This window comes from Dactylosporangium darangshiense (assembly GCF_039537565.1).
GTDB lineage: Bacteria > Actinomycetota > Actinomycetes > Mycobacteriales > Micromonosporaceae > Dactylosporangium > Dactylosporangium darangshiense.
This window is the reverse complement of the sequence record NZ_BAABAT010000043.1, coordinates 22,904-36,732: the sequence shown is the minus strand read 5'-3', so window position 1 is coordinate 36,732 and position 13,829 is coordinate 22,904. Positions and strand designations below refer to the sequence as shown.

Genomic DNA, 13,829 nt, shown 5'->3' with positions numbered 1-13,829 from the left:
CGGATGTTGCCGCTTCGGCGTGGCGGGTCGGCCGCCGTAGACCGTAGGCAGACGAATTCGGGATCTCAGGCCCGGAGTGCGGGACCGGCCGATGAATCGTTTGGCGGAGAACTCAGCGCGCGAACGCAGCGGCAACCTTCCGGTCGAGGTGACCAGCTTTGTGGGCCGCCGGCAGGAGATCGCCGAGGTGCGGCGGTTGCTGTCGGAGTCCGGGCTGGTGACGCTGATCGGTGCGGGCGGGGTGGGCAAGACCCGGCTGGCGTTGCGGGTGGCGGTCCAGCTGCGGCGGGCCTACCCCGATGGCGTGTGGCTGGTGTCGCTGGCCGATCTGGGCGACCCGGGGCTGCTGCTGCCCACCGTCGCCACGGTGCTGGGGTTCCAGGACTACTCGGTACGGGGGCTGATGGCCACCCTGGCGGAGTTCCTGCGATCCAGGCACCTGCTGCTGGTGCTGGACAACTGCGAGCATCTGGTGGACGCCTGCGCCCGGTTCGTCGCGGTGATACTGCCGGCGGCGCCGCAGGCGCGGATCCTGGCGACCAGCCGACAAGTCCTTGGGCATGGCCGCCGAGCAGGCTATGCGGGTGCCTCCGTTGCCGACACCGGAGCTGCCGGGTGGGACGCCCGACAAGGTCTGGATCTCGGACCAGGCGCTGGCCGCCTCGGACGCGGTGACCCTGTTCGTGGAGCGCGCTCGAGCGGTGCGCCCCGATTTTGCGCTCACGCCGGCCAACGGCACGACGGTGGCGCGGATCTGCCGGCGGCTGGACGGTATCCCGCTGGCGTTGGAGCTGGCGGCGGTGCGGCTGCGCGCGATGTCCGTCGAGCAGGTCCTGGAGCGGCTGGACGATCGGTTCCGCCTGCTCGCGCACGGCAATCGGGCGGCGGCCTCGCGCCAGCAGACGCTGCAGGCGCTCATCGACTGGAGCTATGACCTATGCACCGCACCGGAGCAGGCGCTGTGGCAGCGGGCGTCGGTGTTCTCCGGCGGGTTCGAGCTGGCAGCGGCCGAGCAGGTGTGCGCGGGCGAAGGCATCATGGCCGAGGACGTACTTGACCTGGTGGATGCGCTGGTGGACAAGTCGATCCTCAGCGTCGAGCGCCACAGCGATCCTCGGTACCGGATGCTGGAGAGCATCCGCAGTACGGCGGCGGCTGGCTCGCCGCGGCCGGGCAGCAGGCCGCACTGCGGCGCCGGCACCGCGACTACTTCGAGCAAATCGCCGCGGCGGCCCACAGCCACTGGTTCGGCCTCGACCAGGTCGCGTGGCAGGCCCGGCTGCGGCGCGAGGACGCCAACGTGCGCGCGGCGCTGGAGTTCTGCCTGACCGAACCCGGCCAGGCGCAGCACGCCCTGACCATCTCCGACGATGTCTGGCTGTACTTCCACGGCGGGCATGTCAGTGAGGGACGCCGGTGGTACGAACGGTCCCTGGCTCTGGCGACCGAACCAACCCCAGCACGGGCCGCCGCGTTGTGGGCCAACGGCCTCATGGCGATCAACCAGACCGACTTTCCCGCGGCCCGGCGCCTGCTAGGGGAGTCCCGGGCGTTGGCCGAGGCGCTGGGCGACCGGTCGAACCACGCCACGGCCGAAGCCTGGTCCGGCTGGCTCGCCATGAACGAGGGCGATCTGCCCGAGGCGACCGCGCACCTCGAGCGGGCGCGGGCCGAGCATCTTGCGCTGCACGACACCACGGCGGCGGCCCTGGACCAGCAGTTCATGGCGAAGGTGGTCCTCGAGTCCGGCGATGCCGCCCGCGCCGTTCCGCTCTTCGAACACAGCCGCGACGCATCGCGGGCGCAAGGCAATCTCTGGCTGTGGTCGTGGGCCTTGATCCAGCTGGGCCGGGCGGTGTGGCAGCTGGGGGATCGTCAGCGCGCACGGAAACTCATCGTCGAGGGCCTGCGGCTCAAGGTCCAGCTGGATGACCGTCTCGCCACGGGCTACAGCCTCGAGCTCCTGGCCTGGGTCATCGCGACCGACGACCCGGAACGGGCCGCCCGCCTGCTCGGCAGGGCCCGGGGCGTGCTGCAGGCCGTCGGCGCCACCGGTCTGCCGTATCTGCGTGCCGATCACCAGGAGTGCACGGCGCACCTGCGTGCGACGCTCGGCGAGCACGCTCTCACCAAGCTCATCGACCGCGGCGCAGCCCTCACCTTCGATGAGGCGGTCGCCGAGGCGCTGCAGGACGAAGCGGCACGCAGCACAGGCGCGGAGGGTCCGGCAGGCACGGAAGCGGCGGCGGCGTCCGCGATCGTACCGCCGGAGCGCTCACCGCTCACCCGGCGCGAGCGGCAGGTCGCGGCGCTGATCGCCGACGGGCTGACCAACAAGCAGATCGCCGCCCGGCTGGTGATCAGCCGGCGCACCGCCGAGGGTCATGTCGACCACATCATGACCAAGCTCGGGTTCACCTCTCGCACCCAGATCGCCGCCATGGTCACCCGTCGCCCGCATGTGGCGTAGCCCCGCCGTCGAGGAAGTACGGGAGGCGGATGTCGTTGGCGGCGAGGGTCTCCTCGTAGAAGCGAAGCTTGTCGCGCAGCTCGCCGAGGGTGTACTCAAGGTCGTCGATCGCCTCGCCGGTCACGCCCTCGGCACGCAGGCGCACGGCGGCCTCGGACAGGGAGTGGTAGGCGGCGGCGAACGTGTCACCCTGCAGGTGCAGGCCCGGGAAGGCCCGGCCCGTCAGCTGGGTGACCGCGATGTTGCCGCTCCGGGCCAGCACGCGCGCCTGCTCCTCTGTCATGAGTGCGATTCTGCACTGGTCCCGAGCACGGTCGGCGACATCCTGCAGCGCAACGCGAACATCAAGGCCGGCGGTCGGGGTACTTCCAGCGGATGAAGAAGACGATTGGTGGCGCAGCCTCGGCGATCGTCCTCGGGCTGCTGGGAACCTCGCTCACCGGCGCCGCGGCCCCCGCGGCACCGGCCGGATGTAGCGAGAAGCCGACCGTCGTGCTGGTGCACGGCGCGTGGGCGGGCACGTCGAGCTGGAGCGGGGAGGTCTCCCGCCTGCAGGGCAAGAGCTACACGGCGCGCGCGGTGGCCAACCCGCTGCGCGGGCTGACCAGTGACGCGGCGTCCGTCTCCGGGTTCCTCAAGTCGGTGCACGGGCCGGTGGTGCTGGTCGGGCACTCCTACGGCGGCTCGGTCATCACCAATGCGGCGGCCGGCAACGCCAACGTGAAGGCGCTGGTCTACGTCGACGCCGCCGCGCCCGCGGTCGGCGAGACGACCGGCGAGCTGAGCGGGTCCGGTTCCGCATTGGGCGCAGACCCGGCGACGCTGTTCGACAAGGTGGGCACGGACCTGTACCTGAAGCGGCCGGTGTTCGTCCACTCGTTCGGGCCGGACCTCGCGCCCGGCCAGGGCGACGTGCTGTGGGCGAGCCAGCGCTCCGCCGCGTCCGCCGCGTTCAGCACCCCGTCGAAGGCGGCCGCGTGGGAGAGCATCCCGTCGTGGTACGTCATCGGGGGCGCCGACAAGATCATCACGCCGGCGTCGCAGGAGTCGATGGCGCACCGGGCCAAGGCGACGATCCGCACCGTGCCGGGCGGGTCACACCTGACGCTGATCACTCACCCCGACGCCGTGACCGACCAGATCCTGGCCGCCGCCGAGCACGTCTGCTGAGGCCGGGTTGTTGCGCCGCGCCCGAGCCTGGGCGCGGCGGCTGAACAGAATCGTCCACGCGACGAGGGCGCCGGTCACCACGTAGGGCAGGATCGAGCCGACGGCGAGCATCGTCTCGGTCGAGAGCACCTGGGCCAGGGCGATGCGCACCGCCGCCTCGGCGAGGAAGACCACGCCCCACACGATGGTGAGGGTGCGCTGGGTGCGGCGGAACCCCTCGTACTGCCACAGCCCGTTCCACCAGGCGATGCGCTCGGCGGTGCCGTCGGTGGCGAACTTGCGCCCGAAGTAGAACATCAGCGGCCGCGGTGCGAACAGCGAGCCGAGCAGCAGCAGGCCGAACAGGCCGGTCACCGCCGACTCCTTGATCAGGGCGAGGCGCGCGTCGTTCAGCAGCAGCGACGAGACGACGCCGAGCGCGATAATGATGAGCGTCAGCACGCCGAACTCGTCGACGCGCCGGCGGATCGCGAACAGGACGCCGACCTCGACCGCCGGCCAGACCGCGCTCACCGTCAACGCGCCGATCTCGCTCATGCCGCGGTCGGTCAGCACCGCATACGTCAGGAAGGGCAGCAGGATGTTGCACACGATCGTGACAACCCAGCCAAGCAGAACGTTCGTGCGCCGTCCCATGGCGACCTCCCCGTATTAGTCGAATATACTCACGTACGTGCGCGGAAGCGTATCATCTCAATCGGCCGGCGGGCGGTCCGTGTCGCTGGTGCCGTTCCTCTTCGGCGTCGCACAGCGCGCCGAGCTGCCCGGCGTCGGCCTCACCCGGCTGCTCGGCGACTTCGGGCTGAGCGAGGCGGCCGCGCGCGCCCTGTTGCTGCGTATGCGCCAGGAGGGCCAGGTGGAGAGCATCCGGCGCGGCCGTGGCGCCGGCTACCGGCTCGCCGGGGAGTACGGGCGGCGCTTCGACCGCGTCCGCGCCGGCGACCGGGCGGCGCAGCCGGAGTGGCCGGGCTCGTTCCATGCGCTGCTGTACCAGGTGCCGGAGTCCAGCCGCGCCTTCCGCGACGCGCTGCGCCGCGCCGCCGTCGGGCTCGGCTACGGCCAGCTGCAGCAGGGCGTGCTCATCGCCCTCGAGGACCGCACCGCGCAGCTCGGGGCGCTGGCGGACCCGCCCGCCGACGCGCAGCTGTTCGTCACCCGGCTGGCAATGGACGCCGCCGACGCCGCCCGGGCCGCGCGCATTGCGTGGGATCTGGACGAGCTTGGTCGTACCTATGCGGAACACACGGAAACGCTGAACGCCGCCCTCGCCGAACTCGCCGCCCCGCCCGAGCCGTGCGCCGAGACCCTGCTGCGCTATTCGGACCTGCTCAAGACGCCGATGACCGAGACGCTGCGCAGCCCTCGGCTGCCGGACGCGCTGCTGCCCGACGGGTGGCCCGTACCGGCGCTGTGGCGCGCGATCGGCGAGGTGCAGCGGGTGTACGGCCCGGCGGCGTCGGCCTACGTCACAGCGGTGCTCGACGCATCGTGACCTCAACCAGCTTCGAATCTTTCATCGTTGCGTTCACGCGATCGCGCACGTCAACCGGTGGGGCGGAGGCGCCCGAGTGGCCGGGTGATTGACAGCGGCTGATGCCAGGGCCCAGCATCGGCGCGGTCTCGACCCGAGGGGAGCGGCCGGTGGAGCCAGCAACGAACCAGCTCGTCGTCGACTTCCGGGGCGAGGGCTCCGGCGTGGAGGCGCTGACCTGGGGGCAGCGCGACGTGTGGGACCTCATGCGCCGCACCGGGCGGACCATGAACATCGGCGGCACCGTGCGCGCCGCCGACGGTGAGACCGTCGAACGGACCGCGGAGCTGCTGCGGTACATGATGGGCCGCCACCAGGCGCTGCGCACCCGGCTGCGGGCGGTCGAGGGCGGGGCCCCGCTGCAGGTCGTGCACGGGCGCGGCGAGATCGCCCTCGAAATCGTCGACGTGCCCGGCGGCGCCGGCCCGGACGAGGTCGCCGAGGCGGTCCGCGTGCGCTACCAGACGACGATGTTCGACCCGTTCCAAGAGTGGCCGGTGCGCATGGCGGTGATCCGCTCCCGCGCGGCGGTCACGCACGTGGTCGTCATGTACTACCACGTCATCGTCGACGGCTTCGGCATCGACGCCGTCGTGCGCGACCTCGCGCACATGGGCCGCCCGGACTCGCCCGTCGAGGGCGTACAGCCGCTGGAGCTCGCCCGCCAGCAGCGCGAACCGGCGGCGGTGCGGCAGAGCGAGAAGTCGCTGCGGTACTGGGAACGGCAGCTCAGGCGCATCCCGGCCCGCCCCGCCGGCACGCCGGTCGCGCCCGCCGACCCGTCACAGCCGCGCCACTGGGAGGTCGTCTGCGTCTCCCCCGCCATGGCCCTCGCGGTCCGCGCGATCGCCGCCCGCACCGGCGTGGCCTCCGGCCCGATCCTGCTCGCCGCCTACGCCGTGGCCCTCGCCCGGCTCACCGACGCCGACGCGGCCGCCGTGCAGGTCGTGGTCTCCAACCGGTTCCGGCCCGGCTTCGCCGAGGCGGTCGGCAGCCTGCGCCAGTTCGGCGTGTGCGTCATCGACGTCACCGACGGCACCTTCGACGAGGTCGTCGCGCGGGCGTGGAGCGCGGCGATCGGCGCGTACAAGCACGGCTACTACGACACCGTCGCGCATCAAGAGCTCGTCGCCCGCATCGGCCGCGACCTCGGCGACGATCTCGACCTGTCCTGCTACCTCAACGACCGGCGGCGCGAGACCCGCGACGAGAGCGCCGGCCCGGCGCCGACCCCGCAGGAGATCCTCGCCGCCCGCCCGCGCTCCACGGTGCGCTGGGGCGTCCGGGAGCCCACCTACGACGGCGCGTTCTACCTGCACGTCGAGGACGTGCCGGACGCCATCGGGTACACCCTGTGGGGCGACACCCACCGCTTCGCCCCCGAGGCGATCGAGCGGTGCGCCCGTGACATGGAGACCCTCATCGTCGAGGCCGCGCTCGACCCGGTGCCCGCCCGCTGAGCTCACCCGCCGGGCGGCGGCGGCCAGGCCAGGGCGCGCAGCCCGGCCGGGCCGCCGTTGACGACGTCGCGGTCGTGGCTGTGCGCCCGGTCCGGATCGCCCGGCATGTACTGCCACAGGGCGAACGTGCTCCACCCGGCCGGCAGCTTCGGGTCCTTCTTCGTGTAGTTGGCGATGTCCAGCGGGTACGAGCCGAAGGACGCGTCGTTGCCGGTGCACGGGTTCCACCAGTAGGTGTTCGTGTAGATCATCGGCTTGCGCCCGACGGCGGCCTCGATGTGGCCGATGAACGCGTGAATCCAGTCCCGCAGTTGCAGCGGGGTGAGGTCGTAGCACGGCCCCGCCGGGACCCCGTCGTAGGGCCACTCGAGGTCGACGAACGGCACCAGGGTCCGCGCGTCGCGGGTGAACCGGGCGTTGCGCAGGAAGTGCTCGGCCTGCCCGACCGGGTCGCCCTTGTCGGGGCGGGCGTACACGTAGGCGCCCACGTACCGCCCGGCCTTGCGCGCCGCGGCGTAGTCGGCGGCGAAGTGCGGGTTGACGTACGCGGTGCCCTCGGTCGCCTTGATGTAGACGAACTCGCTGCCGGCGGCCACCTCGGTCGGCCAGTGCACCGTGAACCGCCGGTGGTCGTGGCTGGAGATGTCGATCCCGCCGACGTCGAACCCGGGCGGACGGCCGGCCAGGATCGCCTGGACCGCCTCCGGCGAGGGCGGCTCGGGCGGCGGCAGCGGCGGCCCGGGCGGCGCCGAGGCCACACCCCACACCGCGCCGAACAGCACCAGCACCGCCAACGCGAGGGCGCGGCGCTGCCGGCGCGTCAGGTCGATTCGGCGCACGCGTTCCAACACCGCGACCAGACGCTCCGGCATTCCACCAGTGTGCACCGGCCGCGCGGGCAGGGCACGCGGGGAAAGGTCAGCCCTTGACGTACGCCAGCTTCTCCGCCACCAGGCCGCCGCGCACTACGAACAGGTCGACGCCGCGCACATGGCCACCCGGCCACTCGTAGCGCCACCGGACGGCCACCCGGTCGCCGGCGTCGAAGCGCTCCTCCGCCACGATCCGGTGTTCCACCGTGGTACCGGCGAAGAACTTCTCCCACGCGGCCCGGACCGCGCCCGCGCCGGCGTGCCGCTCGCCGTCCGGCGGCGCCGTCGACTCGAACACGCAGTCGCCGGTCATGCACGCCATCACCGCGTCGACGTCCTTGTCGTCGAACGCCGCGTCGAACGCCGCCTGGAACCGCTCGACCGTGGCGAGGGCCTCCGACCGGCCGAACATCGCCAGCAGCCGCGCCTGCGGCTCGGCGTCGCGGGCCAGCGGCGGGCGGGGCGCGACCATCCCGTACGAGCGGTAGGTCTCCTCCACCGGCGCGAACCACTCGGCGACCGCCGCGACCAGCCCCGTGTCCAGGCGCAGGTTCACCCCGGCGGCGGTGGCCAGGTCCCACGCGTGCACGAGGTGATCGGCGGCGAGCTGGCGCAGGTACTCCGCCACCGGCGTCGGCCCCCCGACCACCGCGTCCGGCCCCGCCGCCTCGACCGCCGCCGCGGCCGCAGCGCTCGCCGCCGCCCACGCCGCGAACGGGTCCTCGCCCAGCAGGTCCCCGTCGAGGGAGTCACCGACGTCGGCGATGCTGCGCCCGGCGAGCAGCTCGACCGCCCACCGGTCCTCCCCCACCACGTGGTTGAGCAGCGCCCGCACGTCCCACCCGGCGCACGGCGTGTGCGACCCGAGCCGGTCGCCTGGCAACGCCCGCACGGCGGAGTCGAATGTGGCCAGCGCGGTGGTAAACCTGGTTTGCTCGGACATCGTGCCCTCCTGGTCTCGTCTTGCCTCGACGTTAGGAACGCGCCCTTGCAGGCAGCTGGCGACGAACTAGCGGCTCATGCGCAGGTGCGCCTCATGGGCCGCTTCGCCGTGCTGCTCGACGGCCGGGAGGTCGGCGAGGCCGCGTACCAGGGCCGCAAGGTCCGCACGCTGCTGCGCATCCTCGCCACCCGCCCCGGCCGGTTCGTGCCCAACGACGTGCTCGCCGAGGCGCTGTGGCCCGACGGCCCGCCCGCGAACCCCGCCGCCAACCTGCAGGTCCTGGTCAACCGGGCCCGCCGGGCGCTCGGCTCGGCCGAGCTGATCCGCACCGGTCACGGCGGATACGCCCTGGCCGGCCCGCCCGCCTGCACCGTCGACACCGAGGTCTTCGTCGGGGCGCTGGAGAGGGCCGCCCGCCTCGAGGGCCGTGCGGCGCTGGACGCCTACCGCTCGGCGCTCGGCTCGGCCGGCGATCCGCTGGCCGAGGACACGTACGCCGACTGGGCACAGGGGTACCGCATCCGGATCCTGCAGGCGCGGTAGATCGCCTGGGAGAGCGCGGCGACGCTCGCCGCCGGCCTCGGCGAGCCGGCCCTGGCCGTGTCGTGGGCGACCGCCGCCGCCACCGCCGAACCCCTGCGCGAGGCGGCCGCCGCCGCACTGGTCCGCGCCCTGGCCGCGGCCGGCGACCGCGCGGCCGCGCTGGCACACTACGACCGGTACCGCCGCGCGATCGCCGACGAGCTCGGCCTCGACCCCTCCCCCGCCCTGGCCGACCTGCACCGCCGCCTGCTCGGCCCCGCGCCGACGGGCTTTGCGCTGCGCTTCGTCGGCCGCGACGCCCTGGTGAAGGAGGCCCTGACCGGCCTGGCAACCGGCGTGGTGCGCATCGCCGGCCGGTCCGGCACCGGCAAGTCGCGCCTGCTCGAGGCGATCGCGGCGGCGGTGCCGTCCCTCTTCGCGGCGGCTCGCTGGGCGGAGCGGGACGAGCCGTGGTCGCTCGGCCGCACCCTGCTGCGCCGCCTCCTCGCCGACGACCCGTCAGCCGCGGACCCCCTCCCGCCACGGCTGCGCACGGCCCTGGCCCACCTGCTGCCCGAGCTGGACGCCCCGGCGGGCACGTTCGACCCCGAGACCCGCGACGCCCTGGTGCTGGAGGCCGCCCGCCGCCTGCTCACCGACCGTGTGGTCATCATCGACGACCTGCAGTGGGCCGACCCGACCAGCGTCCGGCTCCTCGGCGGCGTGCCGCGGCTGGCCCTTGCCTACCGCCCCGATGAGCTCGTGCACCGCATGCCCGGACCGCCGCCACTGGTGCTCGACGCTCTGCCGGACGCGGCGCTGGCCGACCTCGTCGACGACGCCGGCATCGTCGACGCGATCACCGCGGAGACCGACCGCACCCCGATGGCGGTGGCCGAGGTGCTGCGCGTCCTGCACGCCGAGGGCCTCGCCGCGCCGGCCCGCGGGGACGGCCGGTGGCGTTCGACCGCGGCGTCCGCCGCCGACCGGGCCCGCCAGGTGGGACGGTCCGGCCAGCGCCGGGCCATCGCCGAGCGGGTACTGGTTCATGAGGGCCCCGCCGCAGACCTGCTCCGGCTCCTGGCCCTCCTGGGCCGCGAGGCACCCACCGGGGTCCTGGCGGCCGCCGCGCAACTGCCACTCCCAGCCACGCTCGCCCTGCTCGACGGGTTAGCCACTGCCGATTTGGTACATCTGGGAGCCCACGGCTGGCGCACCTCCCACGACATGGTCGCGGAAGTCATCGAGGCGGAACTGCCCGCCGGCACCCGCGCGTCCCTGCACGCACGGCTGGCCACGATCGCCGCCGACGCGGCCGACCAGGCGCGCCATTGGCTCGGCGCCGGCGACCCGGCGCGAGCGGCCGAGGCGTTCGCGGTGGCGGCGGAGCGGGCGCTCGACCAGGTGGCCGACGCCGAGGCCGAACGGCTCGCGGGCACCGGGATCGACACCGGTGCCGCCGAGACCGCGGTCCGGGCGCGCTTACGGCAGGCCCGGGCACAGGCCCGCAAGCGCCGCGGCGACATCGCCGGCGCCCGCGACGACCTGCGCGCCGCGCTGCGCGACCAGCCGCCCGGCCCCGGCGGCGCACCCGCCCGCGCGGCCGTCCTGGCACAGCTCGCCGCCCTCGACTCCGGCGCCGACGACCTGCGCCGCGCCGCCGAGCTCGCCGAGCTGGCCCTGGTCGAGGCCGGCACCGACGACGCCGCCCGCGCACCGGCCCTCGAGGTCGCCTCGGTCATCGACATGAACCTGGACCGCCCCGACCGCGCCGAGGCCCGCGCCGCCGAGGCCCTGTCGGTGTACGTGCGCACCGGCGACTCCCGCGGCGCCGCCCGCATCCTCGACGCCCGCGCCATGGCCGCCTTCCTGCACGGCCGCATCGCCGACGGCGTCGCCGAGCTCGACCGGGCCGCGCACCTGTTCGAAAGCTCCGGCGACCTGATGCGCGCCGTCACCCCGCGCTCGACCTGCGGCCACGGCCGGGTCCTGCTCGGCGCCCCGGCCGACGGCCTCGCCGACACCGAACGCGCCCTCGACGCGGCCCGGACGCTGGGCCACCCGGAGGGCCAGGCGTACGCACTGTGGCACCGCTCCGAGGCCCGCTCCGCGCTCGGCCATCCCGCCGAGGCCCTGACCGACGCCCGCGAGGCCCTGTCGATCGCCGAACGACTGCACCACCGCGGCTGGACGGCCACCGCCTGGCGCGCGATCGGCCTCGCCCACCAGTGCGCCTGCGACCCCGAGGCGGCGCTGGAGGCCTTCCGCGCCTCGCTCGCCCACTCCGCCAACCTCGACCTGTTCGCCTGCTGGGCGGCGGCCCGCGCGGCCCTCGCCTGCGTCGCCCTCGGCCGCCTCGCCGAGGCGGCTCCGCTCGTGGCCGACGCCCTGGCAACGGGCCCGGCACTCGGCCGCCACGAGGCCCGCGGGGCGGCCGCGGCCCTCGCGGTCGCCCGCGCCGACCCGTCCGCCCCGTCGCTGGTGAGCACCGCGATCGAGTCCGCCGAGTCGGCCGGCGCCCGCCACTACCTCCCGGCGCTCACCGCCCTCGCCTGACTCTCTCAAATTCGCCGAGATGGCGAGGCTGCGCCAGTACGCCCAGTGCGTGCGCGACCACGGCCTGCTGAACTACCCTTCATGGCCTGCCAGCAGTACGCACCGCAGCAAGACTCCAGTGACGCTGCGGCACGGTGACCTGCTGTTCGGCCGGGCCGGGACCGTCGATGCCCGGAAGGTGTCGGTGACCTTCCCACGCAGCGGGGAGGCAGTCGGCGCGCCGGTCGCCGACAGCGGATTCTTCGCGGTGCGGATTCCCGACCGGGCCTCGCGTTCGCTGCTGATCGAGGTATCGCCGGATCCGGCGAAGAACGCGGCGTCCAAGGACGGCGGGCCGATCCTGAGCTTCCAATGCGACCGCGTGTTTGAGATCTTGCTGGTCGCTCTCGACGGCCAGGATCACGTCGTGGCCCACGGGGTCGCCGTCGCCCCGCCGGAATGCGGCCCGCGACCGACCTCCGGCCCGAGTCGCTAGGTGTTGGCGATGGGGCCGGGTCACCCGGTCCCACCGCCGGCTCGGCGTCAGTCCTCGATCGCCTGGTAGAGCGTGGTCCAGAAGTCGTGCATGAGCCGGATCGGGTCCGGAACGGACGACCCGACCTGGGTGAGCAGGATGCCGATGAGCTGGTTGGCCGGGTCGGCGTAGGTCGACGTGCCGCTGCCGCCGTCCCAGCCGAACTGGCCGATCGGCGCGTAGTCGCCGCGGTAGGTGCGCACCGCCATCCCGAAGCCCCAGCCGCCGTGCTGGCCCTGCCCGAACGAAATGTGGACGTTGTTGCGGGCCATGGCGTCCCGCGGGGCCTGCTGCTCGGGCGTGAGGCGGTTGGTCGTCATCAGCTCGACGGCGGGCCGGGACAGGATCCGCTCGGACCCGTGCACGCCGTGGTTCAGCAGCATCCGGAAGTAGGCGTGGTAGTCATCGACGGTGGAGACCAGCCCGCCGCCGCCACCCTGAAACGCCGGAGGCTTGCTGTGGCGGCCGCCTTCGGCCTCGTCCCACACGTGGAACTCTCCGGTCTGCGGGTCGGGGGCGTAGAGGGGCGGCAGCCGGTCGATCTTGTCGGCGGGCACGTCGAAGCCGGTGTCCTTCATGCCCAGCGGGTCGAAGATGCGCTCGCGCAGGAACGTCTCGTACGACTGGCCCGTGACCCGGGCCACGAGCACGCCGAGCAGGTCGCTGCCGATGTGGTACTGCCAGCGCTCTCCGGGCTGCTGCATCAGCGGCAGGGTGCCGAGGCGGCGCAGCCACTCGTCCGGCTCCGGCATCGGCTCCGGGAGGTTGGGCGTGAGGCCCAGCTCGAAGACCTTGCCCATGATCGGCGTGCCCAGCGCCGTCATGTCCATGCCGAGGCCGAACGTCGAGGTCAGCACGTCCCGGACGGTGATCGGGCGGCGCGCCGGCACGGTGTCGTCCAGCGGGCCGTCGATCCGCCTCAGCACCTGGCGGTCGGCGAGCTCCGGCAGCCACTGGTCCACCGGGTCGTCCAGCCGCAGGCGGCACTCGTCGAGCAGGACCATCGCCGCCGAGACCGCGACCGGCTTGGACGTCGAGGCCATCCGGAAGATCGTGTCCCGGCGCATCGGCGCGCCGCCGTCATGGCGCGTCGTCCCGATCGCTTCGACGTGAGTCTGGTCGCCCTGGCTGACCAGGGCGACAAGCCCGGGAATCCGGCCGGAATCGACATGCCGCGCCAGCACCTCGCGCAGTCGGCGCAGACCCGCTTCGGAAATGGACATGATTGTGTGCTCCTTCTGGTTGAGCGGAGGGATTGGTCGAACGGAGGGATTGCTCAGCAGCCGAGCCGGTCGGCGATCACGCCCAGCACCTGCCGCAGGTCGCGTGACATGCGGGCACGCAGGCCGAGCTCGGCGATCCCGGCCACGAACCCCGGGTGGTCGGGGAAGACCCGGTGGACGCGATGGGTCACGCGGGTGCCGGTGGGGCAGGCGGTGGCGGCGTGCACCCCGGCGTACCAACTTTGGACCGCCATCCGGCACTGAGCCCGGTCCACCTGGATCTCCACCGGCTCCACCGGGCCGGCGAGCTCGGCGCGGTAGGCGCCCGCGCCGGACCCGGCCACGACCGTCATCGCGCCCTGGCGTGCCGCCGAAGCCCTGGCCAGTACCAGCAGGTTGTCGTCGCCGACCCGGCCCTCGGTGACCGCAATGAGGAGCGCGGCGACCGATGCGACGGGCGCGGCGACCGTCCCCTGCACCTCCCACCGGGCGGGCATTGCGTCCAGCTCGGCGAGCAGGGATGGCGTCGTGTGCATGACGGAGAGCCTCGGCGCGCGGCCCGTCCGGG

The 13,829-nt window shown here is 73.6% G+C and carries 14 protein-coding genes and 1 pseudogene; 9 read left to right on the top strand and 6 right to left on the bottom strand.

Going from position 1 to position 13,829, the window contains the following annotated elements; translation table 11 throughout:
* Positions 1-91: 91 nt before the first annotated feature.
* From ABD901_RS59260 to ABD901_RS45670, 3 genes and pseudogenes are all read left to right on the top strand, one after another.
* Positions 92-538 (top strand): annotated as a pseudogene (locus tag ABD901_RS59260) (AAA family ATPase); the annotation flags it as partial.
* A 22-nt stretch (positions 539-560) separates the two neighbouring features.
* A complete protein-coding gene (locus ABD901_RS45675; RefSeq protein ID WP_345137858.1) occupies positions 561-1,328 on the top strand; it encodes an ATP-binding protein in 768 nt (255 codons plus the stop codon).
* Positions 1,301-2,470, top strand: a complete 1,170-nt coding sequence (locus ABD901_RS45670; protein ID WP_345137856.1) for a LuxR C-terminal-related transcriptional regulator — start codon at positions 1,301-1,303, stop codon at positions 2,468-2,470. The genes ABD901_RS45675 and ABD901_RS45670 overlap by 28 nt, the downstream gene beginning before the upstream one ends.
* On the opposite strand, the gene ABD901_RS45665 is transcribed toward ABD901_RS45670, so the two are convergent.
* Positions 2,445-2,753: a DUF6959 family protein gene (locus ABD901_RS45665; RefSeq protein ID WP_345137852.1), complete on the bottom strand. Its 309-nt coding sequence runs from the start codon at positions 2,751-2,753 to the stop codon at positions 2,445-2,447. The genes ABD901_RS45670 and ABD901_RS45665 overlap by 26 nt on opposite strands.
* A gap of 92 nt (positions 2,754-2,845) precedes the next feature.
* On the opposite strand from ABD901_RS45665, the gene ABD901_RS45660 reads away from it, so the two are divergent.
* Positions 2,846-3,640 (top strand): alpha/beta hydrolase, encoded by a 795-nt coding sequence (locus tag ABD901_RS45660; protein WP_345137850.1) that lies wholly within the window; start codon positions 2,846-2,848, stop codon positions 3,638-3,640.
* On the opposite strand, the gene ABD901_RS45655 is transcribed toward ABD901_RS45660, so the two are convergent.
* Positions 3,566-4,276, bottom strand: coding sequence for a VC0807 family protein (locus ABD901_RS45655; protein WP_345137848.1), 711 nt, complete (start codon positions 4,274-4,276; stop codon positions 3,566-3,568). The two genes, ABD901_RS45660 and ABD901_RS45655, sit on opposite strands and share 75 nt — an antisense overlap.
* 37 nt (positions 4,277-4,313) lie before the next feature.
* Between ABD901_RS45655 and ABD901_RS45650 the strand changes: the two genes are divergently transcribed.
* Positions 4,314-5,132, top strand: a complete 819-nt coding sequence (locus tag ABD901_RS45650; RefSeq protein WP_345137846.1) for a PaaX family transcriptional regulator C-terminal domain-containing protein — start codon at positions 4,314-4,316, stop codon at positions 5,130-5,132.
* A 149-nt stretch (positions 5,133-5,281) separates the two neighbouring features.
* Positions 5,282-6,631, top strand: a complete 1,350-nt coding sequence (locus tag ABD901_RS45645; RefSeq protein ID WP_345137844.1) for a condensation domain-containing protein — start codon at positions 5,282-5,284, stop codon at positions 6,629-6,631.
* 2 nt (positions 6,632-6,633) lie between these two features.
* Here the strand turns inward: ABD901_RS45645 and ABD901_RS45640 are convergent, their stop codons facing one another.
* Both ABD901_RS45640 and ABD901_RS45635 read right to left on the bottom strand, forming a co-directional pair.
* Positions 6,634-7,503 carry a GH25 family lysozyme gene (locus tag ABD901_RS45640; RefSeq protein WP_345137842.1) on the bottom strand — a complete coding sequence of 290 codons (870 nt, stop codon included), beginning with the start codon at positions 7,501-7,503 and terminating at the stop codon, positions 6,634-6,636.
* 46 nt (positions 7,504-7,549) lie between these two features.
* Positions 7,550-8,446 (bottom strand): TIGR03086 family metal-binding protein, encoded by an 897-nt coding sequence (locus ABD901_RS45635; RefSeq protein ID WP_345137837.1) that lies wholly within the window; start codon positions 8,444-8,446, stop codon positions 7,550-7,552.
* A 93-nt stretch (positions 8,447-8,539) separates the two neighbouring features.
* Here ABD901_RS45635 and ABD901_RS45630 point away from each other — a divergent pair, with 93 nt between their 5' ends.
* Genes ABD901_RS45630 through ABD901_RS45620 form a run of 3 tightly spaced genes read left to right on the top strand, consistent with a single transcriptional unit; the run spans position 8,540 to position 11,999 of the window.
* Entirely contained in the window at positions 8,540-8,989 is a 450-nt protein-coding gene (locus tag ABD901_RS45630) for an AfsR/SARP family transcriptional regulator (protein WP_345137834.1), read from the top strand.
* Positions 8,990-11,524 carry a BTAD domain-containing putative transcriptional regulator gene (locus ABD901_RS45625; RefSeq protein ID WP_345137965.1) on the top strand — a complete coding sequence of 845 codons (2,535 nt, stop codon included), beginning with the start codon at positions 8,990-8,992 and terminating at the stop codon, positions 11,522-11,524.
* Between the two features lie 19 nt (positions 11,525-11,543).
* Positions 11,544-11,999 carry a hypothetical protein gene (locus tag ABD901_RS45620; protein ID WP_345137832.1) on the top strand — a complete coding sequence of 152 codons (456 nt, stop codon included), beginning with the start codon at positions 11,544-11,546 and terminating at the stop codon, positions 11,997-11,999.
* A gap of 47 nt (positions 12,000-12,046) precedes the next feature.
* On the opposite strand, the gene ABD901_RS45615 is transcribed toward ABD901_RS45620, so the two are convergent.
* Positions 12,047-13,261 (bottom strand): serine hydrolase domain-containing protein, encoded by a 1,215-nt coding sequence (locus tag ABD901_RS45615; protein ID WP_345137830.1) that lies wholly within the window; start codon positions 13,259-13,261, stop codon positions 12,047-12,049.
* 53 nt (positions 13,262-13,314) lie between these two features.
* The gene (locus ABD901_RS45610; RefSeq protein WP_345137828.1) at positions 13,315-13,797 is read right to left on the bottom strand and encodes a hypothetical protein; all 483 of its coding nucleotides are present in this window, start codon (positions 13,795-13,797) and stop codon (positions 13,315-13,317) included.
* Between the last annotated feature and the right edge of the window lie 32 nt (positions 13,798-13,829).